This window comes from Pseudomonas allii (assembly GCF_055380095.1).
The window spans coordinates 4,817,677-4,836,328 of sequence record NZ_AP039450.1; the positions used below are offsets into that span (position 1 = coordinate 4,817,677).

The 18,652-nt window shown below is 61.9% G+C and carries 18 protein-coding genes and 1 riboswitch; of the genes, 4 read left to right on the top strand and 14 right to left on the bottom strand.

Going from position 1 to position 18,652, the window contains the following annotated elements:
* Positions 1-152: 152 nt before the first annotated feature.
* The 11 genes from ACZ445_RS21960 to ACZ445_RS22010 form a co-directional block, all read right to left on the bottom strand.
* Entirely contained in the window at positions 153-1,604 is a 1,452-nt protein-coding gene (locus ACZ445_RS21960; protein WP_058424948.1) for a cobyric acid synthase, read from the bottom strand.
* The gene (cobD, locus tag ACZ445_RS21965; RefSeq protein ID WP_058424949.1) at positions 1,601-2,590 is read right to left on the bottom strand and encodes a threonine-phosphate decarboxylase CobD; all 990 of its coding nucleotides are present in this window, start codon (positions 2,588-2,590) and stop codon (positions 1,601-1,603) included. Before cobD ends, ACZ445_RS21960 begins: the two co-directional genes overlap by 4 nt.
* Positions 2,583-3,491 (bottom strand): adenosylcobinamide-phosphate synthase CbiB, encoded by a 909-nt coding sequence (gene cbiB, locus ACZ445_RS21970; protein ID WP_464707553.1) that lies wholly within the window; start codon positions 3,489-3,491, stop codon positions 2,583-2,585. The genes cobD and cbiB overlap by 8 nt, the downstream gene beginning before the upstream one ends.
* On the bottom strand, positions 3,488-4,138 hold the full coding sequence (gene bluB / locus ACZ445_RS21975) for a 5,6-dimethylbenzimidazole synthase (protein WP_058424951.1): 651 nt from the start codon (positions 4,136-4,138) through the stop codon (positions 3,488-3,490). Before bluB ends, cbiB begins: the two co-directional genes overlap by 4 nt.
* A complete protein-coding gene (locus tag ACZ445_RS21980; protein ID WP_464693821.1) occupies positions 4,135-5,442 on the bottom strand; it encodes a cobyrinate a,c-diamide synthase in 1,308 nt (435 codons plus the stop codon). Before ACZ445_RS21980 ends, bluB begins: the two co-directional genes overlap by 4 nt.
* Positions 5,439-6,050 (bottom strand): cob(I)yrinic acid a,c-diamide adenosyltransferase, encoded by a 612-nt coding sequence (gene cobO / locus ACZ445_RS21985; RefSeq protein WP_010208674.1) that lies wholly within the window; start codon positions 6,048-6,050, stop codon positions 5,439-5,441. The genes ACZ445_RS21980 and cobO overlap by 4 nt, the downstream gene beginning before the upstream one ends.
* Positions 6,051-6,130: 80 nt before the next feature.
* Positions 6,131-6,377: riboswitch (cobalamin riboswitch) on the bottom strand.
* A 177-nt stretch (positions 6,378-6,554) separates the two neighbouring features.
* Positions 6,555-7,094 (bottom strand): C40 family peptidase, encoded by a 540-nt coding sequence (locus tag ACZ445_RS21990; RefSeq protein WP_025855819.1) that lies wholly within the window; start codon positions 7,092-7,094, stop codon positions 6,555-6,557.
* Positions 7,095-7,238: 144 nt separating this feature from the next.
* On the bottom strand, positions 7,239-7,868 hold the full coding sequence (locus tag ACZ445_RS21995; protein WP_464707554.1) for a C40 family peptidase: 630 nt from the start codon (positions 7,866-7,868) through the stop codon (positions 7,239-7,241).
* 209 nt (positions 7,869-8,077) lie between these two features.
* Positions 8,078-8,782 (bottom strand): DnaA regulatory inactivator Hda, encoded by a 705-nt coding sequence (gene hda / locus ACZ445_RS22000; protein WP_058424954.1) that lies wholly within the window; start codon positions 8,780-8,782, stop codon positions 8,078-8,080.
* Positions 8,783-8,985: 203 nt separating this feature from the next.
* Positions 8,986-10,059 (bottom strand): AI-2E family transporter, encoded by a 1,074-nt coding sequence (locus ACZ445_RS22005; RefSeq protein WP_058424955.1) that lies wholly within the window; start codon positions 10,057-10,059, stop codon positions 8,986-8,988.
* Between the two features lie 32 nt (positions 10,060-10,091).
* Entirely contained in the window at positions 10,092-11,132 is a 1,041-nt protein-coding gene (locus ACZ445_RS22010) for a DUF2066 domain-containing protein (protein WP_179029597.1), read from the bottom strand.
* A 355-nt stretch (positions 11,133-11,487) separates the two neighbouring features.
* Between ACZ445_RS22010 and purM the strand changes: the two genes are divergently transcribed.
* From purM to ACZ445_RS22030, 4 genes are all read left to right on the top strand, one after another.
* A complete protein-coding gene (gene purM, locus ACZ445_RS22015) occupies positions 11,488-12,546 on the top strand; it encodes a phosphoribosylformylglycinamidine cyclo-ligase (RefSeq protein ID WP_464704290.1) in 1,059 nt (352 codons plus the stop codon).
* On the top strand, positions 12,546-13,196 hold the full coding sequence (gene purN / locus ACZ445_RS22020; RefSeq protein WP_464707556.1) for a phosphoribosylglycinamide formyltransferase: 651 nt from the start codon (positions 12,546-12,548) through the stop codon (positions 13,194-13,196). Before purM ends, purN begins: the two co-directional genes overlap by 1 nt.
* 8 nt (positions 13,197-13,204) lie before the next feature.
* Positions 13,205-13,918: a DUF3108 domain-containing protein gene (locus ACZ445_RS22025; protein ID WP_310864094.1), complete on the top strand. Its 714-nt coding sequence runs from the start codon at positions 13,205-13,207 to the stop codon at positions 13,916-13,918.
* A gap of 378 nt (positions 13,919-14,296) precedes the next feature.
* On the top strand, positions 14,297-14,485 hold the full coding sequence (locus ACZ445_RS22030) for a hypothetical protein (RefSeq protein WP_058424960.1): 189 nt from the start codon (positions 14,297-14,299) through the stop codon (positions 14,483-14,485).
* A gap of 260 nt (positions 14,486-14,745) precedes the next feature.
* Here ACZ445_RS22030 and ACZ445_RS22035 read toward each other — a convergent pair whose 3' ends face one another.
* The 3 genes from ACZ445_RS22035 to relA form a co-directional block, all read right to left on the bottom strand.
* Positions 14,746-15,291 (bottom strand): DUF2058 domain-containing protein, encoded by a 546-nt coding sequence (locus ACZ445_RS22035; RefSeq protein ID WP_010208656.1) that lies wholly within the window; start codon positions 15,289-15,291, stop codon positions 14,746-14,748.
* Positions 15,292-15,316: 25 nt separating this feature from the next.
* Positions 15,317-16,150, bottom strand: coding sequence for a nucleoside triphosphate pyrophosphohydrolase (gene mazG / locus ACZ445_RS22040; protein WP_464707558.1), 834 nt, complete (start codon positions 16,148-16,150; stop codon positions 15,317-15,319).
* Between the two features lie 138 nt (positions 16,151-16,288).
* Positions 16,289-18,532, bottom strand: coding sequence for a GTP diphosphokinase (relA, locus tag ACZ445_RS22045; protein WP_058425335.1), 2,244 nt, complete (start codon positions 18,530-18,532; stop codon positions 16,289-16,291).
* Positions 18,533-18,652 lie beyond the last annotated feature (120 nt).

An 18,652-nucleotide genomic window follows, 5' to 3' on the forward strand; every position in this document is an offset into this window, starting at 1 on the left:
AGCTGGCACGGCTCCCTGTGGGAGGGAGCTTGCTCCCGATGGCGTGGCGCCAGTCATCCCATTGGCTACTGACACACCGCCATCGGGGGCAAGCCCCCTCCCACCTTTGGGTTGCAGTGCAGCAGTTGAATACTCAGCGCATTCGCTCACTGTCAAATCCCACATAGTTTGCGTAACAACTCAGTATCCAAGTGGTTCTCCACCAAGTCCGCCAGGCGCTCGATATCGCGCTCGCGCAGGGCGTGGTAATCCACTTCCTGCACATCCTGCAAACCGGCCCAGCGCAACAAGGCGCTGCACGCGGCCGGGCTTTCGAACAAGCCATGCAAGTAGGTGCCTAGGATTTGCCCGTCGGCACTTTGCGCGCCATCGCTGCGGCCATCATCCAGCAACACGGCAGCGTTCGACAAAGCGTCGCCAGACGTCACGCCCGCATGGATCTCATAACCGCTGACCTCGGCATTCTCCAACAACAAGCGTCCCCGCACATTGCGCAGCTGCTTCTCTTCTTCCAGCGTGGTACTGAAGGCAAGCAGCCCCAGGCCATCGCTGGAACCGGCAGGCCCTTCCAGTCCCAACGGGTCGTGCACTTGCTCGCCGAGCATCTGCAAGCCGCCGCAAATGCCGAGCACTTTGCCGCCGTAACGCAAGTGACGCGCCACGGCGGTGCCCCAACCGTTGGCACGCAGATACGCCAGGTCGCTGCGCACACTTTTTGAGCCGGGCAGGATAATCAGGTCGGCGGCCGGGATCGGCTGGCCCGGACCAATGAATTGCAAATCCACCTGGGGGTGCAGGCGCAGCGGGTCGAAATCCGTGTGGTTGCTGATGCGCGGCAACACCGGCACCACCACCTTGAGCACCTGGGCCGCCTTGTCGATCTGGCGTTGGTCGATGCCGTCCTCGGCTTCCAGGTGCAGGTCCATCACGTAGGGCAACACGCCCACCACCGGTTTGCCGGTGCGCGCTTCCAACCAGTCCAGGCCCGGCTGCAACAGCGCGATGTCGCCGCGAAAACGGTTGATGATGAAGCCTTTGACCCGCGCCTGTTCCGTGGGTGACAGCAGCTCCAGGGTGCCGACCAGGTGGGCGAATACCCCGCCGCGATTGATATCGGCGATCAGCAACACCGGGCAATCCACCGCCTCGGCGAAGCCCATGTTGGCGATGTCGTTGGCGCGCAGGTTGATTTCCGCCGGTGAGCCAGCGCCTTCCACCATGACCACGGGATAGGCCTGACTCAACCGCGCGTGGGAGGCCAGCACCGCTTGCATCGCGATGGCTTTGTAGTCGTGATAGGCCACTGCGTTCATGGTGGTCACGGCGCGGCCGTGGATGATCACTTGGGAGCCGGTGTCGCTGTTGGGCTTGAGCAGCACCGGGTTCATGTCGGTATGGGGCGCCAGGTTGGCGGCCTGGGCCTGCACTGCCTGGGCGCGGCCGATCTCACCACCTTCGGCGGTCACGGCGCTGTTGAGCGCCATGTTCTGCGGCTTGAACGGCACCACGGCCACGCCCTGGCGTACCAGCCAGCGGCACAATGCGGTCACCAGCGTGCTCTTGCCGGCATCGGAGGTGGTGCCCTGCACCATCAGCGTACTCATGTTGCGTCCTTATAGGCGACCAGGGCTTCGTCCAGGCGCTGCCAATCGGCCTCGGTGTCGGGCAGGCCGAAACGCAGGCTGCCGTCGTGCACGAACAGGCGCAGCAGAATGCCGCGCTGGGCCATGAATTCGTGCATGCGTTCGGCATGGGGCGTGATCAGCCATTGGAACAGCGCGCAGCCGCCGTGGGGTGGAAAGCCGTGGCGCTCCAGCAACGCGAACAAGCGCTGGCCCGCCTCGATGCAACGCGCACGTTGCAGTGCATGCCCGGCCGTGTCGCGCAGGCACACTTGGCCCAGCACCCGCGTCGGCCCGCTGACCGCCCAGGGGCCGAGCTGCTCGGCGAGTAACTTGAGTAACTTGCGCTCGGCCAACACGAAGCCCAGTCGCACGCCGGCCAGGCCGAAGAACTTGCCGAACGAGCGCAGCACGATCAAACCGACCTGATGCGCCTGGCCCGCCAGGCTCAGTTGCGGGGTCACATCCATGAAGGCTTCGTCCACCACTAACCAGCCGCCGCGCTGGGCCAGCCGCGAGTGCCAATCCAGCAGTCGTTGCGGGGTCAGGCTCAGGCCGGTCGGATTATTGGGGTTGACCACCACCAGCACGTCGAGGCCATCCAGGAAGAAGTCGACTTCCTGCTCCTGCACTTCGCGCACAACATAACCGGCGCGGCGCCAGGCTTCGGCGTGTTCGGCATAGCACGGCGACAGCACGCCGACCTTGCCCGCGCGACGCAGCCGCGGCAGCAACTGGATCGCCGCCTGGGAACCCGGCACTGGCAACAGATGCGCAGCACCGTAGTATTCGCTGGCGGCCTGCTCCAGGCCGTCGTCGGTTTCCGGCAGGCGCGCCCAGGCGCGCAAGGGGATCTCGGGGATCGGCCAGGGCCAGGGCGCGAGACCGCTGGACAGGTCGAGCCAGTCGGCTTCGGCTATCCCGTATTGAATCGCTGCCTTGCGCAGCCGGCCACCGTGCTCAAGCATAGAATTGCGCCCCCGCGCATAGGATCAGCAGCCACAACCATACGCCGCGCTGCACCAGTTGCCAGCCCCGTTCGATGGAATCGGCATCCGCCGCCGGGCCTTCGCCCAGTTGCGGGCGATGGTGCACTTCACCGTGATAGATCGCCGCACCGCCCAGCTCAACACCCAGGGCACCAGCACCGGCAGCCATCACCGGACCGGCATTGGGACTGTCCCAGGTCGGGCCTTGGGTGCGCCAGCATTTGAGCGCCAGGCGCGTCTTGCCCAGCACGGCGTAGGTCAACGCCACCAGGCGTGCGGGAATGTAATTCAGCACGTCGTCGATTTTTGCCGCCGCCCAACCGAAACGCTCAAAGCGCTCGTTGCGATACCCCCACATGGCGTCGAGGGTGTTGCTCAGGCGGTAAAGCACCACGCCCGGCACGCCGGCCACCATAAACCAGAAAATCGCAGCGAACACCGCATCGCTGCCGTTCTCCAGCACCGATTCGGTGGCGGCACGGGCAACTTCGGTGCGGTCCAGCTCGCTGGTCTGACGGCTGACCAGATAGCTCACACGCTTGCGCGCTTCCTCCAGGTCATCACTGCGCAGGGCCTGGGCTACCGGAATCACATGCTCGCCAAGGCTGCGCATGCCGAGGGCACAGTACAGCGCCAGGGTCTCCAGCACCCAGCCGATGTACGGCGCCCACGATAAGGCCGTGGCCAGCAGCGTCAGCGGCACCACGGCGATAAACCACGCGGTCACGCCATGGCTGCGCCAGCCACGGCCACCGGTATTGAAACGCTGCTCGATGCGCCCGGCGAAATTGCCGAACGCCACCAGCGGATGCCAGCGCCTGGGTTCGCCCAGCAGCGCATCCAGCGCGACTGCAGCGACACACAGCAAGGCCACACTCATTGACTCACTCCCCAGGCATTTTCATACAACATGTCACTCAACGGCCGTGGTTCGGTCCAGCCTTCGAGCTGCAACATCGGTGCCGGATAGAACTCGGCCACCGGCCCCAGGCACAACACGGCCAGGGGTTTCGCGCCGGGCGGCAAGCCCAGCAGATCGGCCAGCGCCTGGGGCTCGAACAACGAGACCCAGCCCATGCCCAGGCCTTCGACCCGCGCCGCCAGCCACAAATTCTGGATAGCACAGGACAATGACGCCATGTCCATTTCCGGCAGGGTGCGACGCCCGAAGATGTGCCGCTCGCGATCATCCATCAACGCCGCCACCAGCACTTCGGCGCAGTCGTGAATGCCTTCGACCTTGAGCTTCATGAACTCATCGGAGCGCTCGCCCAGGGCTTCGGCGGTGCGCACGCGTTCTTCTTCCACCAGTTGCTGAATCTGCCCACGCAATGCACGGTCGCTGATGCGGATAAAGCGCCAGGGCTGCATCAGGCCGACACTGGGCGCCTGGTGTGCGGCCTGGAGCAGGCGGTGGAGCAATTCGGGGGCGACAGTACCGCCGCTGAAGTGGCGCATGTCGCGGCGTTCGGCGATGGCACGGTAGACAGCCTGGCGGTCGGCCTCGGGAAAGGCGTTGTCAGTCATAGAGCTGGATCGGGCGCAAACAATGCGGCCACCGCCTTGGGATTGGATGGGAAATAGAAATGTACGTAGGACGCCGTCATCCGCCCCTGCCGGTATACCGCCTCGGCACCGCGCCCGCCGTTGGGGCTCAGGCCACGGGCAATCGGCTGCCATTCAGTGGTGGTCAGGGAATGGTGATAGGTATGGCCACGCAGGGTGCCTTCCGGCAATTCGACGCTTTGCAGGGCCAGGGCCGCCAGTTTCTTTTGCATCACCGCGTCGCCCTGCAACAGGCCGAGCAGTCCGGCGCGGGTGCCGTCGACATCGGTCAGCGAGTCCAGCAGATAGAGCATGCCGCCACATTCGGCGAGCAAGGGTTTGCCGGCCGCGTGGTGAGCGCGAATGGCTTCGAGCATCGGGATGTTTTCCGACAGCGCCTGGTGGTGCAATTCCGGGTAACCGCCGGGCAGGTAGAGGCTGTCGGCATCGGGCAACTGGCTATCGTGAATCGGCGAGAAGAACGCCAGCTCAGCGCCCATTGCGCGCAGCAGGTCGAGACTCGCGCCGTAGGTAAAAGCGAAGGCCTCATCGCGGGCCACGGCAATGCGAACGCCCTTGAGCAAGGGCTCAGCCTCGATCACTTGCGGCGCAGCGAACGTCACTGGTGGCGGCAAGGCGACTTCGCAACTGCTGCCCAGGGCTTGGGCGGCGGCGTCCAGGCGGACGTCGAGATCATTCAGCTCGCTGGCCTGCACCAGGCCGAGGTGGCGACTAGGCAGTTCGATACCGGTCTCGCGTGACAACGCGCCATACCAGCGCAGGCCCTCGGTGAGGCTGCCTTCGAGCAGTTGCGCATGACGCAGGGTGCCGACCCGGTTGGCCAGTACGCCGGCGAATGGCAGATCCGGCTGATAGCGCGCCAGGCCCAATGCCAACGCACCGAATGTCTGCGCCATGGCTGTGCCATCGATCACCCCCAGCACCGGCACGCCGAAGTGTCGTGCCAGGTCGGCGCTGGACGGTGTGCCGTCGAACAGGCCCATCACGCCTTCGATCAGGATCAGGTCCGCCTCCCCCGCCGCTTCCCACAGCAAACGACGACTTTCCTGCTCGCCCACCATCCACATATCCAACTGATACACCGGCGCACCGCTGGCGCGCTCGTGAATCATGGGGTCGAGGAAGTCCGGGCCGCATTTGAACACGCGCACCTTGCGCCCCAGGTTGCGATGCAAACGGGCAAGCGCGGCGGTGACGGTGGTTTTGCCCTGGCCGGACGCCGGAGCGGCGATCAACACGGCTGGGCAATGACGGGGCTGATTCAAAGTTCGACGCCCTTCTGTGCCTTGATGCCGGCCTGGAACGCGTGCTTGAGCATGCCCATTTCGGTGACGGTGTCGCCCATTTCGATCAACTCGGGTTTGGCGCCACGGCCGGTGACCACCACGTGTTGCATCGGCGGACGGGCTTGCAGGTCGCTGAGGACCTGGTCCAGGTCAAGGTAGCCGTGCTTGAGCGCGATGTTCAGCTCGTCCAGCACCACCAGGCCGATAGAGGGGTCTTGCAGCAATTCGCGGGAGACCGCCCAGGCGGCTTCGGCGGCGGCGATGTCACGCTGGCGGTCCTGGGTTTCCCAGGTGAAACCTTCGCCCATCACATGGAAACGCACCTGCTCGGGGAAGCGGCGGAAGAACAATTCTTCACCGGTGCTGTTACGCCCCTTGATGAATTGCACCACGCCGCACTGCATGCCGTGGCCCATCGCTCGGGCCAACATGCCGAACGCGGAGCTGCTTTTGCCTTTGCCGTTGCCGGTCAGCACCAGCAACAGACCGCATTCGTTGGGGGAGTTGGCGATGCGCTCGTCGATCACGGCTTTTTTGCGCAGCATGCGCGCCAGGTGGCGTTCGTCGCGGTCGGGGGAATCGGTCATGGCAGCTCTCCGTTGGGGCTGGACAAAAACGGCGGGCAGGGAAAAAGAAAAAACAGACAGCCAAGCATCGCCCACCGTGATGCTGTTGGATGTTGCAGGCCGGTCTCCGGGCTCATGAGTGGCGTGCTGCTTGAAGGCAGGCCAACGCTGCGCCTTCCCATATCGCAGGCGATACAGTGGCAAAAGGCAGCGTCTTGACTCATTTACCGTTGCGGGGGCAGCGCCGGAATCGCGGCGGCACTGTGTAGAAGTGCGCTCACTCACCGGCTTCCCTGTTTCACTCCATCGACCCGTGGGTCACAGAGCACCTGGAACAAGCGGCGAAGGGTAGTAGGTTGGGGGTGGAGCGTCAATTAAAGCAACTGCCTCACCTGTACTTGAAGCTGCCACAAAACAACTGTGGGAGGGGGCTGCCCCGATGGCGGTGGATCAGCCCATTGATCGTTAGCTGACACACTGCTATCGGGGGCAAGCTCCCTCCCACATTTTGATTCGAGTCTGGCGCTAAGGATTGCGTGCCAGGTTACCCGGCAACACGCGCTTGGCGCTCAGGTAGGCATTCTGCCAATAGGCCTTGGACAACGTATCCAGCTTCACGGTGCCGCCGGTTTGCGGCGCATGCACAAAGCGGCCTTCACCCACGTAGATCCCGGCGTGGCTGACCTGGGAACCGCCACCGGTGGCGAAGAACAGCAAGTCGCCGGTCTGCAGGTTCTGCTCGCTGACATCCTGGGCGCGCATCACGATCAGTTCACGGGTGGTACGCGGCAGGGAGATACCAGCGGCATCGCGGAAGACAAACCCGATCAGGCCACTGCAATCAAACCCGGAGTCCGGCGTGTTGCCGCCCCAACGGTAAGGCGTGCCGACCAGGCCCAGCGCACGGAAGAGTACGTCTTCGGCTGCGGGCGAGAAATTCTGGGTGGAATAGTTGAACACCGGCTTGGGCTTCACCGCTACGGGAGCGGGCGGCGGCGGGCGGCTTGCGCAGGCGCTGAGGAGCGCGGCGCAAACAATGAGAATAAGGCGGGCCGAGGTCGACATGTGCAGAACAATCCTGGTCTGGATGCGGCTTTCGCTGCCGAACGCTGAAAACCAGAACGCGCAAGCAAAGCTCGCGCGAACGGATTACAACAATGTCCAGGGATTCTAGCGCTTACACGTCAAACTTCAAGTATCACTTTAAGTTTACTTGCTAGCGGTAACCGTCGTCGGGGCCATGGCGAGTGCGCGCTTGGCTTCGATGAAGGTTTTGCTCCAGTAGCTGTCACCCAGGTTATCGACCCGGACACCGCCACTGCGACGGCTGCTGGAGTGGATAAACTGGTTATCGCCCAGGTAGATACCGGCGTGGCTGACACGACCACGGCCTGCCGTACTGAAGAAAAGCAGATCACCAGGCTTGAGGTTGTTGCGTGCGACTAACGGTGCATTCACGTTGATCATTTCACGGGTGGAGCGCGGCAGGTTCATGCCGGCTTCTTCGCGAAACAGATAGCCGATGAAACCGCTGCAGTCGAAACCGGCTTCAGAGGTGCCACCGAAACGGTAACGGGTACCGATCAGGGACATGCCGCGTTCGAGGATGCTGTCGGCCAGGACTGGAAGCTGGTAAGGCTTGTTGCCGGCGAAGTCGGCCAGTTCCTTTTCCGTTGCGACTTCTTCCTCATAAACAGAGGAAGATTGTGCAGCAACGAATTTTGCCTGATTTTGAACCTGTGGTTTCTGCTGATCTGCCACCTGCTGAGGGTGGGAGGCGCAACCAAACAACAGGGTAACGAGTGCGAGGGGCACGAGGGGTGCGAAGCGATTTAGCATGGGCACGACCGTGGCTGATATGTAAAGAAGTCGAGACTATGCCTTCTATCACATCGATTTGCAAATTCAATCGTGATCTATGTGACTTCGCAATTGGACTATGACATCTAAGCCGTAATTCCATTTATCGATTCGAAGGCGAAGCCAAACGGGCTGAAGCGCAGGTTTTCTGGCGCCCGTAAAATGACGAACCGCGTAAATTCAACGAGTTACCAGCCTAGCGTCTCTTTGAGAAATGGGATCGTCAATTTTCGTTGAGCCTGCAAGGACGCCTGGTCAAGCTGTTCGAGCAAATCGAACAATGCGCTCATGCTGCGGGTACCTCGAGTAAGGATAAAGTGCCCGACTTCATCGGTGAGGTGAAGGCCGCGACGGGATGCGCGCAGTTGCAGGGCACGCAATTTGTCTTCGTCGGACAGCGGACGCATCTGGAAGATCAGCGCCAGGGTCATGCGCGACTTGAGGTCGGCCAGCTTGATCGGCAACTCGCGGGGCGAAGTCGACGCGGCAATCAGCAGGCGCCGACCGCTGTCACGCAAGCGGTTAAACAGGTGAAACAGCGCTTCTTCCCAATCCGCCTTGCCGGCGATCGCTTGCAGATCGTCGAGGCACACCAACTCGTATTGCTCAAGATGGTCGAAGATGCCGATACCGCGGTCCATCAACTCAGCCAACGGCAGGTACACCGCCGGTTCGCCCATCTGCTCGAACCGCAGGCACGCAGCCTGCAACAGGTGGGTACGCCCTACGCCGTGCTTGCCCCACAGGTAGATCAGGCTTTCGGTCCACCCGGCGTCGGCTTCGCAGAGCCGCTCGACATAGCCGAGTGCAGCGGCATTGGCGCCTGGGTAGTAGTTGATGAAGGTGGCGTCGTCACGCAGACGCACACCCAAGGGCAGCTGAATCGGTTTCATGCTGACTGAACGGCTCCAAACGAACCGTTAGTGGCCTCTGTGTAAAGTTTGCAAAGTTTATACCCGTGACGCCGGGCGCACAATGCAACAGACCCCAAGCAAAATCAAAGGTTTGCGTTAACTTGTTGGATTTGTGCAGATTGTTTGACGGCCCGCCTCCAGAAATGACAAACCCGGCCTGAGCCGGGTTTGTGAAGAATCGGTTACAGATCGGGGTCTTCAACCCCCGTATACGCATCCGAATCCTTGTACAGATCGTGCACATGGCGCACCAGTACCATGATCACCGCCGCCACTGGCAACGCCAGCAGGATGCCAGTGAAGCCAAACAGCTCACCGCCCGCCAGGATCGCAAAGATCACCGCCACCGGGTGCAGGCCAATCCGATCCCCGACCAACAACGGTGTAAGCACCATGCCTTCCAACGCCTGGCCGACCATGAATACGGCCACGATCCCCAGCATCGGGTAAAGGTCACCGCCAAACTGGAACAAGCCCGCGACCAGCGCCGCGCCGATCCCAATCACAAAGCCCATATAAGGCACGATCGCGGCAAGGCCGGCAATCAGGCCGATCAACAGGCCCAGCTCCAGGCCTATAGCCATCAGGCCGGCCGCGTAGATGATCCCCAGGGCCAGCATCACCAGCAACTGCCCGCGTACGAAGGCGCCAAGCACCTCATGGCACTCTTCGGCCAGCGAGACGATGCGCTCCTCACGGTTGCGTGGCAGCAGGCTGCGGATCTTGGCCATCATGATGTCCCAATCACGCAGCAGGTAGAACGCCACCACCGGAATCAGCACCAGGTTGGTCAGCCAGCCGATCAACGCCAGGCTGGACGCAGTCGCCTGGCTGAGGATGACCCCGACGATGTCAGTGGTCTGGCCCATATGCTCGCTGATGGCCGCCTTGACCTTGTCGAACTTCCAGAAACCATCCGCCAGCCCCAGCTTGGCCTGGGCCCATGGCATCGCCGTGTGCTGCAGCCAGTCGAGCATCTGCGGCGCCAGCTCATACAAGCGGAACAACTGCTTGGCCAGCATCGGCACCAGGACCAGCACCAACGCCGTGATGATCAGGGTAAACAGGGCGAACACCGCCACCACGCCCCAGGTCCGCGACAACCCGGCCTTCTCCAAGCGATCCACCACCGGATCGAACAGGTAAGCCAGCAGCAACGCGACCAGGAACGGCGTCAGGATCGAATGCAGCAGGAACACAAAAACGCACAGCAGGACAAACCCGCCAAGCCACACCCAACGACGCGTATCCGCCATAAACCACTCCATCTATATAAAGAAGAAAACTGCTACCAACGAAAACGCAGTTGCGCCTGAGGTTCTGGTGCAGCAACCGGCTGCGCACCCTCCGCCACGGGTTGCTGGACCGGCGCCTCACCCGCAGGAACCTCCTGCAACTTGGCCAGGCTCAACTGAGTACGCAACTGATCGGCGCTGCCATTGACGCGGTACACGATGCGGTTGCCGTCCACTAACTGCGGCTGACCGCCGAAAGGCTCCAGCAGATGACCCAGCGCCGCATAACGTTCAAGGGTCATGCCCTGCACTTCCAGCAATTGTTCGGTGCTCACACCGGGCTTGACCGCAAAGCGCGGCGCCAGCTTCTGGCTGACCGCCAGCATCACCGCATCGGCCACGGCGCCGGTGTCAGCCCCTTGGGCCGTGCCTTGCTCACTTTTGTCGCCCAGCCACAGACGCCATTTGGCCTGCCATTGGCTGCCTTCCTGACGCGCATGCACCGCCAGCAAGGCGTCGGCGCCGTAACGCTCGGAGGCAGCGCGCAACGGTGTGGCGTCGGCGCTTTCCAGGTTCGGCGCGGTGGCGACCACCTGTTCATCCAGGTCACCCAGCGGCAGGCGCAGCGGCAGGCCACGATGTTGCGCCGCACGGCGCAGCGCCTGGGCAACGGTCTGGCCATCGCCGACCAGGCTGCTGCCTTCGGTGGAGTCGTTCAGCCACCAGCCAAGGATCGACGGCCGATTGCTGCCCCAGATCGACAAGCCCGCTTCACGCAGCACGCGATCGGTGCTCACCGGGTCGAAATCCACTTGCAGGCTTTCCGGCGGGCCGGCGTCATAGCCGTACTGGCTGATGATTTGTTGCGGATCCTTGCGAACGGCCGCCAGGCCCGGGCCATCAGCGGCCTTGGCGTCGCCGGTCAAGCGGATCACCAGGGTCTGCACGGCACGCTGGGTGGCCTGGTCGCGCTCTTGCGGCGATTGGCTGCTGACAGGCTCGAGTACTTGATAAAGGCCATTGAGGGTTTCGGCATGACTCGCCAGGCTGACCAACGACAAACAGCCTACAAAGAAGCACTTGAACAAACGCATGAAAGATTCCCGAACGACAAATTTAGCGGCTGGAACAGACCGCGTGAACTCGGCTTGGCAAGGCTGTGACCACAGCGACCGGTAAAACATTCACAGGGTCCTGGCAGTTTTTGTACTGTCATAACGATAGCGGTTTAAAGGCTATACCTTAATACGCGCCATGGCAGGGCCGATCAGCATTTTTTTAACCGGCTTTTTTTACCTATATGGCCCTGCCCGTCGGCCCGAGGATGGCCGCTGCCCCTCAAGCCTGATAAAATCGCGCGCCTTCGCAGACCGTCAACGGCAGGGCCCTTTACCAAAAGCGCCTGCCCGCTCGGTCGTTACCCAGAAATCCCCCCTAAAGGCCTGGATCATGAGCAAGCAACCCTCCCTGAGCTACAAGGACGCCGGTGTAGACATCGACGCCGGTGAAGCATTGGTCGAACGCATCAAGAGCGTCGCCAAGCGCACTGCGCGCCCCGAAGTCATGGGCGGCCTGGGCGGTTTTGGCGCCCTCTGCGAAATCCCGGCCGGCTACAAGCAGCCTGTCCTGGTATCCGGCACCGATGGCGTGGGCACCAAGCTGCGCCTGGCACTGAACCTGAACAAGCACGACACCATCGGCATCGACCTGGTTGCCATGTGCGTCAACGACCTGGTGGTGTGCGGCGCCGAGCCGTTGTTCTTCCTTGACTACTACGCCACCGGCAAGCTGAACGTGGACACCGCGGCACAAGTGGTCACCGGTATCGGCGCCGGTTGCGAACTGTCGGGTTGCTCCCTGGTCGGCGGTGAAACCGCTGAAATGCCAGGCATGTATGAAGGTGAAGACTACGACCTGGCCGGCTTCTGCGTCGGCGTCGTGGAAAAAGCCGAGATCATCGACGGCTCCAAAGTCGCTGCCGGTGACGCCCTGCTGGCCCTGCCGTCCTCCGGCCCGCACTCCAACGGTTACTCGCTGATCCGCAAGATCATCGAAGTGTCCGGCGCTGATATCGAGAACACCCAGCTCGACGGCAAGCCGCTGACCGACCTGCTGATGGCCCCGACCCGCATCTACGTCAAGCCACTGCTCAAGCTGATCAAGGACACCGGCGCAGTCAAGGCCATGGCCCACATCACTGGCGGCGGCCTGCTGGACAACATCCCGCGCGTTCTGCCAAAAGGCGCCCAGGCCATCGTTGACGTCGCCAGCTGGCAGCGTCCTGCGGTATTCGACTGGCTGCAAGAGCAAGGCAACGTCGACGAAACCGAAATGCACCGCGTGCTGAACTGCGGCGTCGGCATGGTCATCTGCGTGGCTCAAGAGCATGTTGAAACCGCACTGAACGTACTGCGCGAAGCCGGCGAGCAGCCTTGGGTCATCGGCCAGATCGCCACCGCTGCCGAAGGCGCGGCTCAGGTTGAGCTGAAGAACCTCAAGGCTCATTAATGTCTCAGACCTGTGATGTCGTGGTGCTGCTCTCCGGCACCGGCAGTAACTTGCAGGCCCTGATCGACAGCACGCGCACCGGCGACAACCCGGTGCGCATTGCTGCGGTGATCTCCAACCGCAGCGACGCCTACGGCCTGCAACGCGCCAGGGACGCGGGTATCAACACCCGTTCCCTGGATCACAAGGCGTTCGAGGGCCGCGAGGCCTTCGACCGCGCCTTGATCGAACTGATCGACGCCTTCAACCCCAAGCTCGTGGTACTCGCCGGCTTCATGCGCATCCTCAGCGCTGACTTCGTGCGGCATTACGCCGGGCGCCTGTTGAATATCCACCCTTCGCTGCTGCCCAAGTACAAAGGCATGCACACGCACCAGCGTGCGCTCGAGGCCGGCGACAGCGAGCATGGCTGCAGCGTGCATTTTGTCACCGAGGAACTCGATGGCGGGCCTCTGGTCGTACAGGCAGTGGTTCCGGTAGAGTCTGACGACTCGGCGCAGACGCTTGCGCAACGGGTTCACACCCAGGAACACAGGATTTACCCGCTGGCCGTTCGCTGGTTTGCCGAGGGGCGGTTGATTCTTGGTGACCAGGGTGCATTATTGGACGGTCAGTTACTCGCGGCCAGCGGCCACTTGATTCGAACCTAGGAGATTTTATGCGTCGCGCCTTGCTCTTCGCTTTTGCGCTGTTCGCCTTGCCAGCCGTGCAAGCAGCAGACCTTCACCCTTTCTCCGTCAGCTACACCGCCGACTGGAAACAGTTGCCCATGAGTGGTTCGGCCGAACGCAGCCTGTCCAAGAACGGCGACGGCTCCTGGACCTTGAATTTCAAGGCTTCCATGATGATTGCCAGCCTCACCGAAACCAGCGTGATCCTGTTTGACAAGGACACCCTGCAACCGAAGAGCTACACCTTCGAACGCGGTGGCCTGGGCAAGGCGAAGAAGATCAATCTGGACTTCGACCAGACCGCCAAGAAAGTCACCGGCTTTGAAAACAAAGACCCGGTCAACGTACCGCTGCAAAGCGGCATGCTCGACAAGTCGACCTACCAGTTGGCCCTGCAGCGCGACGTGGCTGCCGGCAAGAAGAGCATGAGCTACAACGTGGTTGAAGGCACTGACGTCGACACCTACGACTTCCGCGTAATCGGCCCGGAAAAAGTCCAGACCAAGGTCGGCTCCATCGACGCGATCAAGGTCGAGCGCGTGCGTGACCCGACGCAGAGCAAGCGCATCACCCAGATGTGGTTTGCCAAGGACCAGGGCGGCATTCTGGTTGCCCTGCGCCAGGTGGAAACCGACGGCAAGGAATACAACATCATGCTGCAGGACGGCACCGTTGACGGTAAGGCTGTCAAAGGTAGCTGATCGGTAGCTGGAACAGAGAGCCTCGCGAATGCGGGGCTTTTTTTCGCCCATGGATTCAGTGTTGAAACCTCTACCGTTATCGGGGGCAAGCCCCCTCCCACACTGGGTTGTGTTCACCGATCAAAATGTGGGAGGAGGCTTGCCCCGATGGTGATAGCCGGGCCAACAAGGGTTCAATGCCTGACTTGAACATGAAACTTTCGTCATAAAACTCAGGACCCTGCGGCGCGATGTCGCGGTTTACGCGGCCTGCAGCACTGTTGCGTTTGCTGCAATGATTTGTTGCGCGAAAAGTCGGTTTACTTAGCAAGCTAACAAATCATATAACAAAGGCCTGCGACGACTTGCCGCAGATTCACCAGAGATTGGAGCAAGCAGATGACTGTAAAAGTAACTGAACGCGACGACGAACATATGTCCCACGAAGCACTGGGCCATGGGATTCACATCTGGGATGTACACCAGCAAGACCTGCTGGTCGGCATGTTTCACAACGAGAGCGACGCTCATAATTATAAGAGCGAGCTCGAAGCCCTTGAGATGAGACGCCAGTCAGAAAGCTCCTGAAGCTACCTTGTAGTGAGCGGGCTTGCCCCGCGCTGGGTGGCGAAGCCGCCCCACTAAAAACGCCGCATTCTTTCTGGGAGAATGCGGCGTTTGGTTTTCAGGGTCTTTAGGTAGAACAGGCGATGAGTACCCTGTGGCGAGCGGGCTTGCCCCGCGTTGGAGTGCGCAGCGCTCCCGTTTTTTGGGGCCGCTACGCAGCCCAACGCGGGGCAAGCCCGCTCGCCACAACAGGCCTGCTCACCACAATTAAGGCTGCTGCCTTACCACATCAGGTCATCCGGGATCTGGTAGGCGGCGTACGGATCATCCTCATCCGGCACCTGGCTTTCCGTCAGGATGTTGAGCTGCACGATACGCTCCGGTGCGCGCTCCTGGATCTTCAGCGCCGCTTCACGCGGGATCACCTCATAACCGCCACCGTGGTGCACGATCGCCAGGGAGCCGTTGCTCAGCTTGTTGCGCATCAGCGTGTTGACCGACAGGCGCTTGACCTTCTTGTCGTCCACGAAGTTGTAGTAGTCCTCGGTGGTCAGCTTGGGCAGGCGCGAGGTCTCGATCAATTGCTTGACCTGGGCCGTGCGGGCCTTGGCCTCGGCTTTTTCCTGCTGCTGGCGGTTCAGCTCCTGGTCGCGCTTGACCTTCTCGGCCTGCGCCTCGGCCGCCAGGCGGGCCTGGGTATCGTCTGCCTCGATCTGGCCTTTATGCACCAGGCGCTGCTGTTTCTGTTTCTCTTTGCCGACCTGTTTGGCCTGCTTTTGGTTGACCAGACCTGCTTTGAGCAACTGGTCGCGAAGGGAAAGGCTCATGGTGCTTACTCACTTAGGCAACTGCTCAACCGCAGCTGGACACATTCTTTTCCTGACGTTTGGCTTCGCCCCACAGGGCGTCCAACTCTTCGAGGGTGCAATCTTCTATGGGACGACGGGTATCGCGCAATGCCTGTTCGATAAATCGGAAGCGTCGTTCGAACTTGGCATTGGCGCCACGCAACGCGGTTTCCGGGTCGACCTTGAGGTGACGGGCCAGGTTGACCGCTGCAAACAGAAGGTCCCCGACCTCATCGGCAATGGCCGCCGGGTCGTTATCGGCCATGGCTTCGAGCACTTCATCCAGCTCTTCGCGCACGTTATCCACCACCGGCAACGCGGACGGCCAGTCGAACCCGACCTGGCTGGCGCGCTTTTGCAACTTGGCGGCACGGGAAAGGGACGGCAAGGCGGTGGGTACATCGTCCAGCAGGGAAAGCTGCTCCGGCGCGTCGGACTTCTGCGCGCGCTCCTCGGCCTTGATCTGCTCCCAGCGCTCCTTGACCTGTTCTTCGCTCAACTGCGGGATATCCAGCGGTGCATACAGGTCGCCGGTGGGGAACACATGGGGATGGCGACGGATCAGCTTGCGCGTGATGCTGTCGATCACCCCGGCGAATTCGAAGCGCCCTTCTTCCCGCGCCAACTGGCTGTAATACACCACCTGGAACAACAGGTCGCCCAGCTCACCCTGCAGGTGATCGAAATCGCCGCGCTCGATGGCGTCGGCGACTTCGTAGGCCTCTTCCAATGTGTGCGGGACGATGGTGGCGTAGGTTTGCTTGATGTCCCACGGGCACCCGTATTGCGGGTCCCGCAGGCGATTCATCAGGTGCAGCAGGTCTTCAAGTAAATACATTTGTCTCTTTCCGCTGAAGATCAAATGTGGGAGGGGGCTACACCCCGATTGGGGTGGGTCAACCAACAGCCTGGTACCTGACACTCTGCTATCGGGGGCAAGCCCCCTCCCACATTTAGCCTGCATTCATCCACATACTCATGGGGTACGGTTACGCCGCGTCTCGATGATATTCGGCAACTGGGAAATCCGCCCCAGCAACCGTCCCAGTGCGTCCAACCCCGGAATCTCGATGGTCAGGGACATCAGCGCGGTGTTGTCCTCTTTGTTCGAGCGGGTATTGACCGCCAGCACGTTGATCCGCTCATTGAGCAACACCTGCGACACGTCACGCAGCAACCCGGAACGGTCGTAGGCACGGATGACGATGTCCACCGGGTAGGTGAGCACCGGCACCGGACCCCAACTGACCTGGATGATCCGCTCCGGCTCACGCCCGCCCAGTTGCAGCACCGAGGCGCAATCCTGGCGGTGAATGCTTACGCCGCGGCCCTGGGTGATATAGCCGACGATGGCGTCCCCCGGCAGCGGCTGGCAGCAGCCGGCAATTTGGGTCATCAGGTTGCCCACGCCCTGGATCTGGATATCGCCACGCTTGCCTGGCTTGTAGCCGGTGGCCTTGCGCGGGATCAGTTCCAGCTGTTCGCTGCCGCGTTCCGGCTCGACCAGTTGCTGGGCCAGGTTGACCAGTTGGGCCAGGCGCAAATCGCCGGCACCGAGGGCGGCGAACATGTCTTCGGCAATCTTCATGTTGGCCTTTTCGGCCAGCTTGTCGAAGTCCACCTGGGGCAGGCCCAGGCGCGCCAATTCGCGCTCGAGCAAGGTTTTACCGGCAGCGACGTTCTGGTCGCGCGCCTGCAATTTGAACCAGTGGACGATCTTCGCCCGCGCCCGCGACGTGGTGATGTAGCCCAGGTTCGGGTTCAGCCAGTCGCGGCTCGGCGTGCCGTGCTTGCTGGTGATGATCTCGACCTGCTCACCGGTCTGCAGGCTGTAGTTGAGCGGCACGATGCGCCCGTTGATCTTGGCGCCACGGCAGTTGTGGCCGATCTCGGTGTGCACGCGGTAGGCGAAGTCCAGCGGCGTGGCGCCCTTGGGCAAGTCGATGGCGTGCCCGTCCGGAGTGAAGATATAGACCCGGTCCGGCTCGATATCCACGCGCAGCTGTTCGGCCAGGCCGCCGATGTCGCCGAGCTCTTCGTGCCATTCCAGCACTTGGCGCAGCCAGGAGATTTTCTCTTCGTACTGGTTGGACCCGGCCTTGACGTCGGTGCCCTTGTAGCGCCAGTGCGCGCACACGCCCAGCTCGGCCTCTTCGTGCATGGCGTGGGTGCGGATCTGCACTTCCAGCACCTTGCCCTCGGGGCCGATCACCGCCGTGTGCAACGAGCGATAGCCGTTTTCCTTGGGGTTGGCGATGTAGTCGTCGAACTCCTTGGGAATGTGCCGCCACAGGGTATGGACGATGCCCAGCGCGGTGTAGCAGTCGCGCATTTCCGGCACCAGCACGCGCACCGCACGCACGTCGTAGATCTGGCTGAAGGCCAGGCCCTTGCGCTGCATTTTGCGCCAGATGGAATAGATGTGTTTGGCCCGGCCGCTGATGTCGGCTTCGACGCCGGTGGCCTGCAGCTCCGAGCGGAGCTGGTTCATCACGTCGGCGATAAAGCGCTCGCGGTCGAGCCGCCGCTCATGCAGCAACGTGGCGATCTGTTTGTATTGATCGGGTTCGAGGTAGCGGAAGGACAAGTCCTCCAGCTCCCACTTGATATGGCCGATGCCCAGTCGGTGCGCCAGTGGCGCATAGATGTCGAAGACCTCACGGGCGACGCGGTTGCGTTTTTCGTCGTCGGCGGTCTTCACCGCACGAATCGCGCAGGTACGCTCGGCCAGCTTGATCAGGGCGACGCGCACGTCGTCGACCATCGCCACCAGCATCTTGCGCAGGTTCTCGACCTGGCCCTGGGTGCCCAGCACCATGGACTGGCGCGGGCTGAGGCTGGCGCTGATCGCGGCCATGCGCAGCACGCCGTCGATCAACTTGGCCACCACCGTGCCGAAACGCTGGTTGACGGTGGGCAACGGGATATGCCCTTCACGCACGCCGCGATAGAGCACGGCGGCGATCAACGAATCCTGGTCCAGCTTGAGATCGGCGAGGATCTCGGCGATCTCCAACCCGGTGCGAAAGCTGGAAGTGCCTTCGGCCCACAGGTTCTTGGCCGCATTGTCTTGCTGCTCGGACTCACGAGCGAACTCGCAGGCTGCTTTCAAGGCTTCACGGTCCAGTGCCGGGTCGACACTGATGGCATGGTCCAGCCATGCCTCGAGATTGATACTGCCGTCGGTGTTGATCGGCTGGTGTGCTCTCACCTGTACCATCTTGCTTACCTTCCCTACGACGCACCTTCGATGCGCCAAAATCATCGCCGACGTTTACTGCGGACTCCCTGGCAGATCACAGGCCCTGGAGAACGCAGGCCAGTCGGATTAAACGGGCAT

Coding starts and splice junctions, on each gene's coding strand:
- bluB (WP_058424951.1), bottom strand. CDS start 4,138: ATGACTGACAACGCCTTTCCCGAGGCCGACCGCCAGGCTGTCTACCGT.
- ACZ445_RS22025 (WP_310864094.1), top strand. CDS start 13,205: ATGCGTCGCGCCTTGCTCTTCGCTTTTGCGCTGTTCGCCTTGCCAGCC.
- ACZ445_RS22010 (WP_179029597.1), bottom strand. CDS start 11,132: ATGCGTTTGTTCAAGTGCTTCTTTGTAGGCTGTTTGTCGTTGGTCAGC.
- ACZ445_RS22030 (WP_058424960.1), top strand. CDS start 14,297: ATGACTGTAAAAGTAACTGAACGCGACGACGAACATATGTCCCACGAA.
- cobD (WP_058424949.1), bottom strand. CDS start 2,590: ATGCTTGAGCACGGTGGCCGGCTGCGCAAGGCAGCGATTCAATACGGG.
- hda (WP_058424954.1), bottom strand. CDS start 8,782: ATGAAACCGATTCAGCTGCCCTTGGGTGTGCGTCTGCGTGACGACGCC.
- cbiB (WP_464707553.1), bottom strand. CDS start 3,491: ATGAGTGTGGCCTTGCTGTGTGTCGCTGCAGTCGCGCTGGATGCGCTG.
- ACZ445_RS21990 (WP_025855819.1), bottom strand. CDS start 7,094: ATGTCGACCTCGGCCCGCCTTATTCTCATTGTTTGCGCCGCGCTCCTC.
- purM (WP_464704290.1), top strand. CDS start 11,488: ATGAGCAAGCAACCCTCCCTGAGCTACAAGGACGCCGGTGTAGACATC.
- ACZ445_RS21995 (WP_464707554.1), bottom strand. CDS start 7,868: ATGCTAAATCGCTTCGCACCCCTCGTGCCCCTCGCACTCGTTACCCTG.
- ACZ445_RS22005 (WP_058424955.1), bottom strand. CDS start 10,059: ATGGCGGATACGCGTCGTTGGGTGTGGCTTGGCGGGTTTGTCCTGCTG.
- relA (WP_058425335.1), bottom strand. CDS start 18,532: ATGGTACAGGTGAGAGCACACCAGCCGATCAACACCGACGGCAGTATC.
- mazG (WP_464707558.1), bottom strand. CDS start 16,150: ATGTATTTACTTGAAGACCTGCTGCACCTGATGAATCGCCTGCGGGAC.
- ACZ445_RS22035 (WP_010208656.1), bottom strand. CDS start 15,291: ATGAGCCTTTCCCTTCGCGACCAGTTGCTCAAAGCAGGTCTGGTCAAC.
- purN (WP_464707556.1), top strand. CDS start 12,546: ATGTCTCAGACCTGTGATGTCGTGGTGCTGCTCTCCGGCACCGGCAGT.
- cobO (WP_010208674.1), bottom strand. CDS start 6,050: ATGACCGATTCCCCCGACCGCGACGAACGCCACCTGGCGCGCATGCTG.
- ACZ445_RS21960 (WP_058424948.1), bottom strand. CDS start 1,604: ATGAGTACGCTGATGGTGCAGGGCACCACCTCCGATGCCGGCAAGAGC.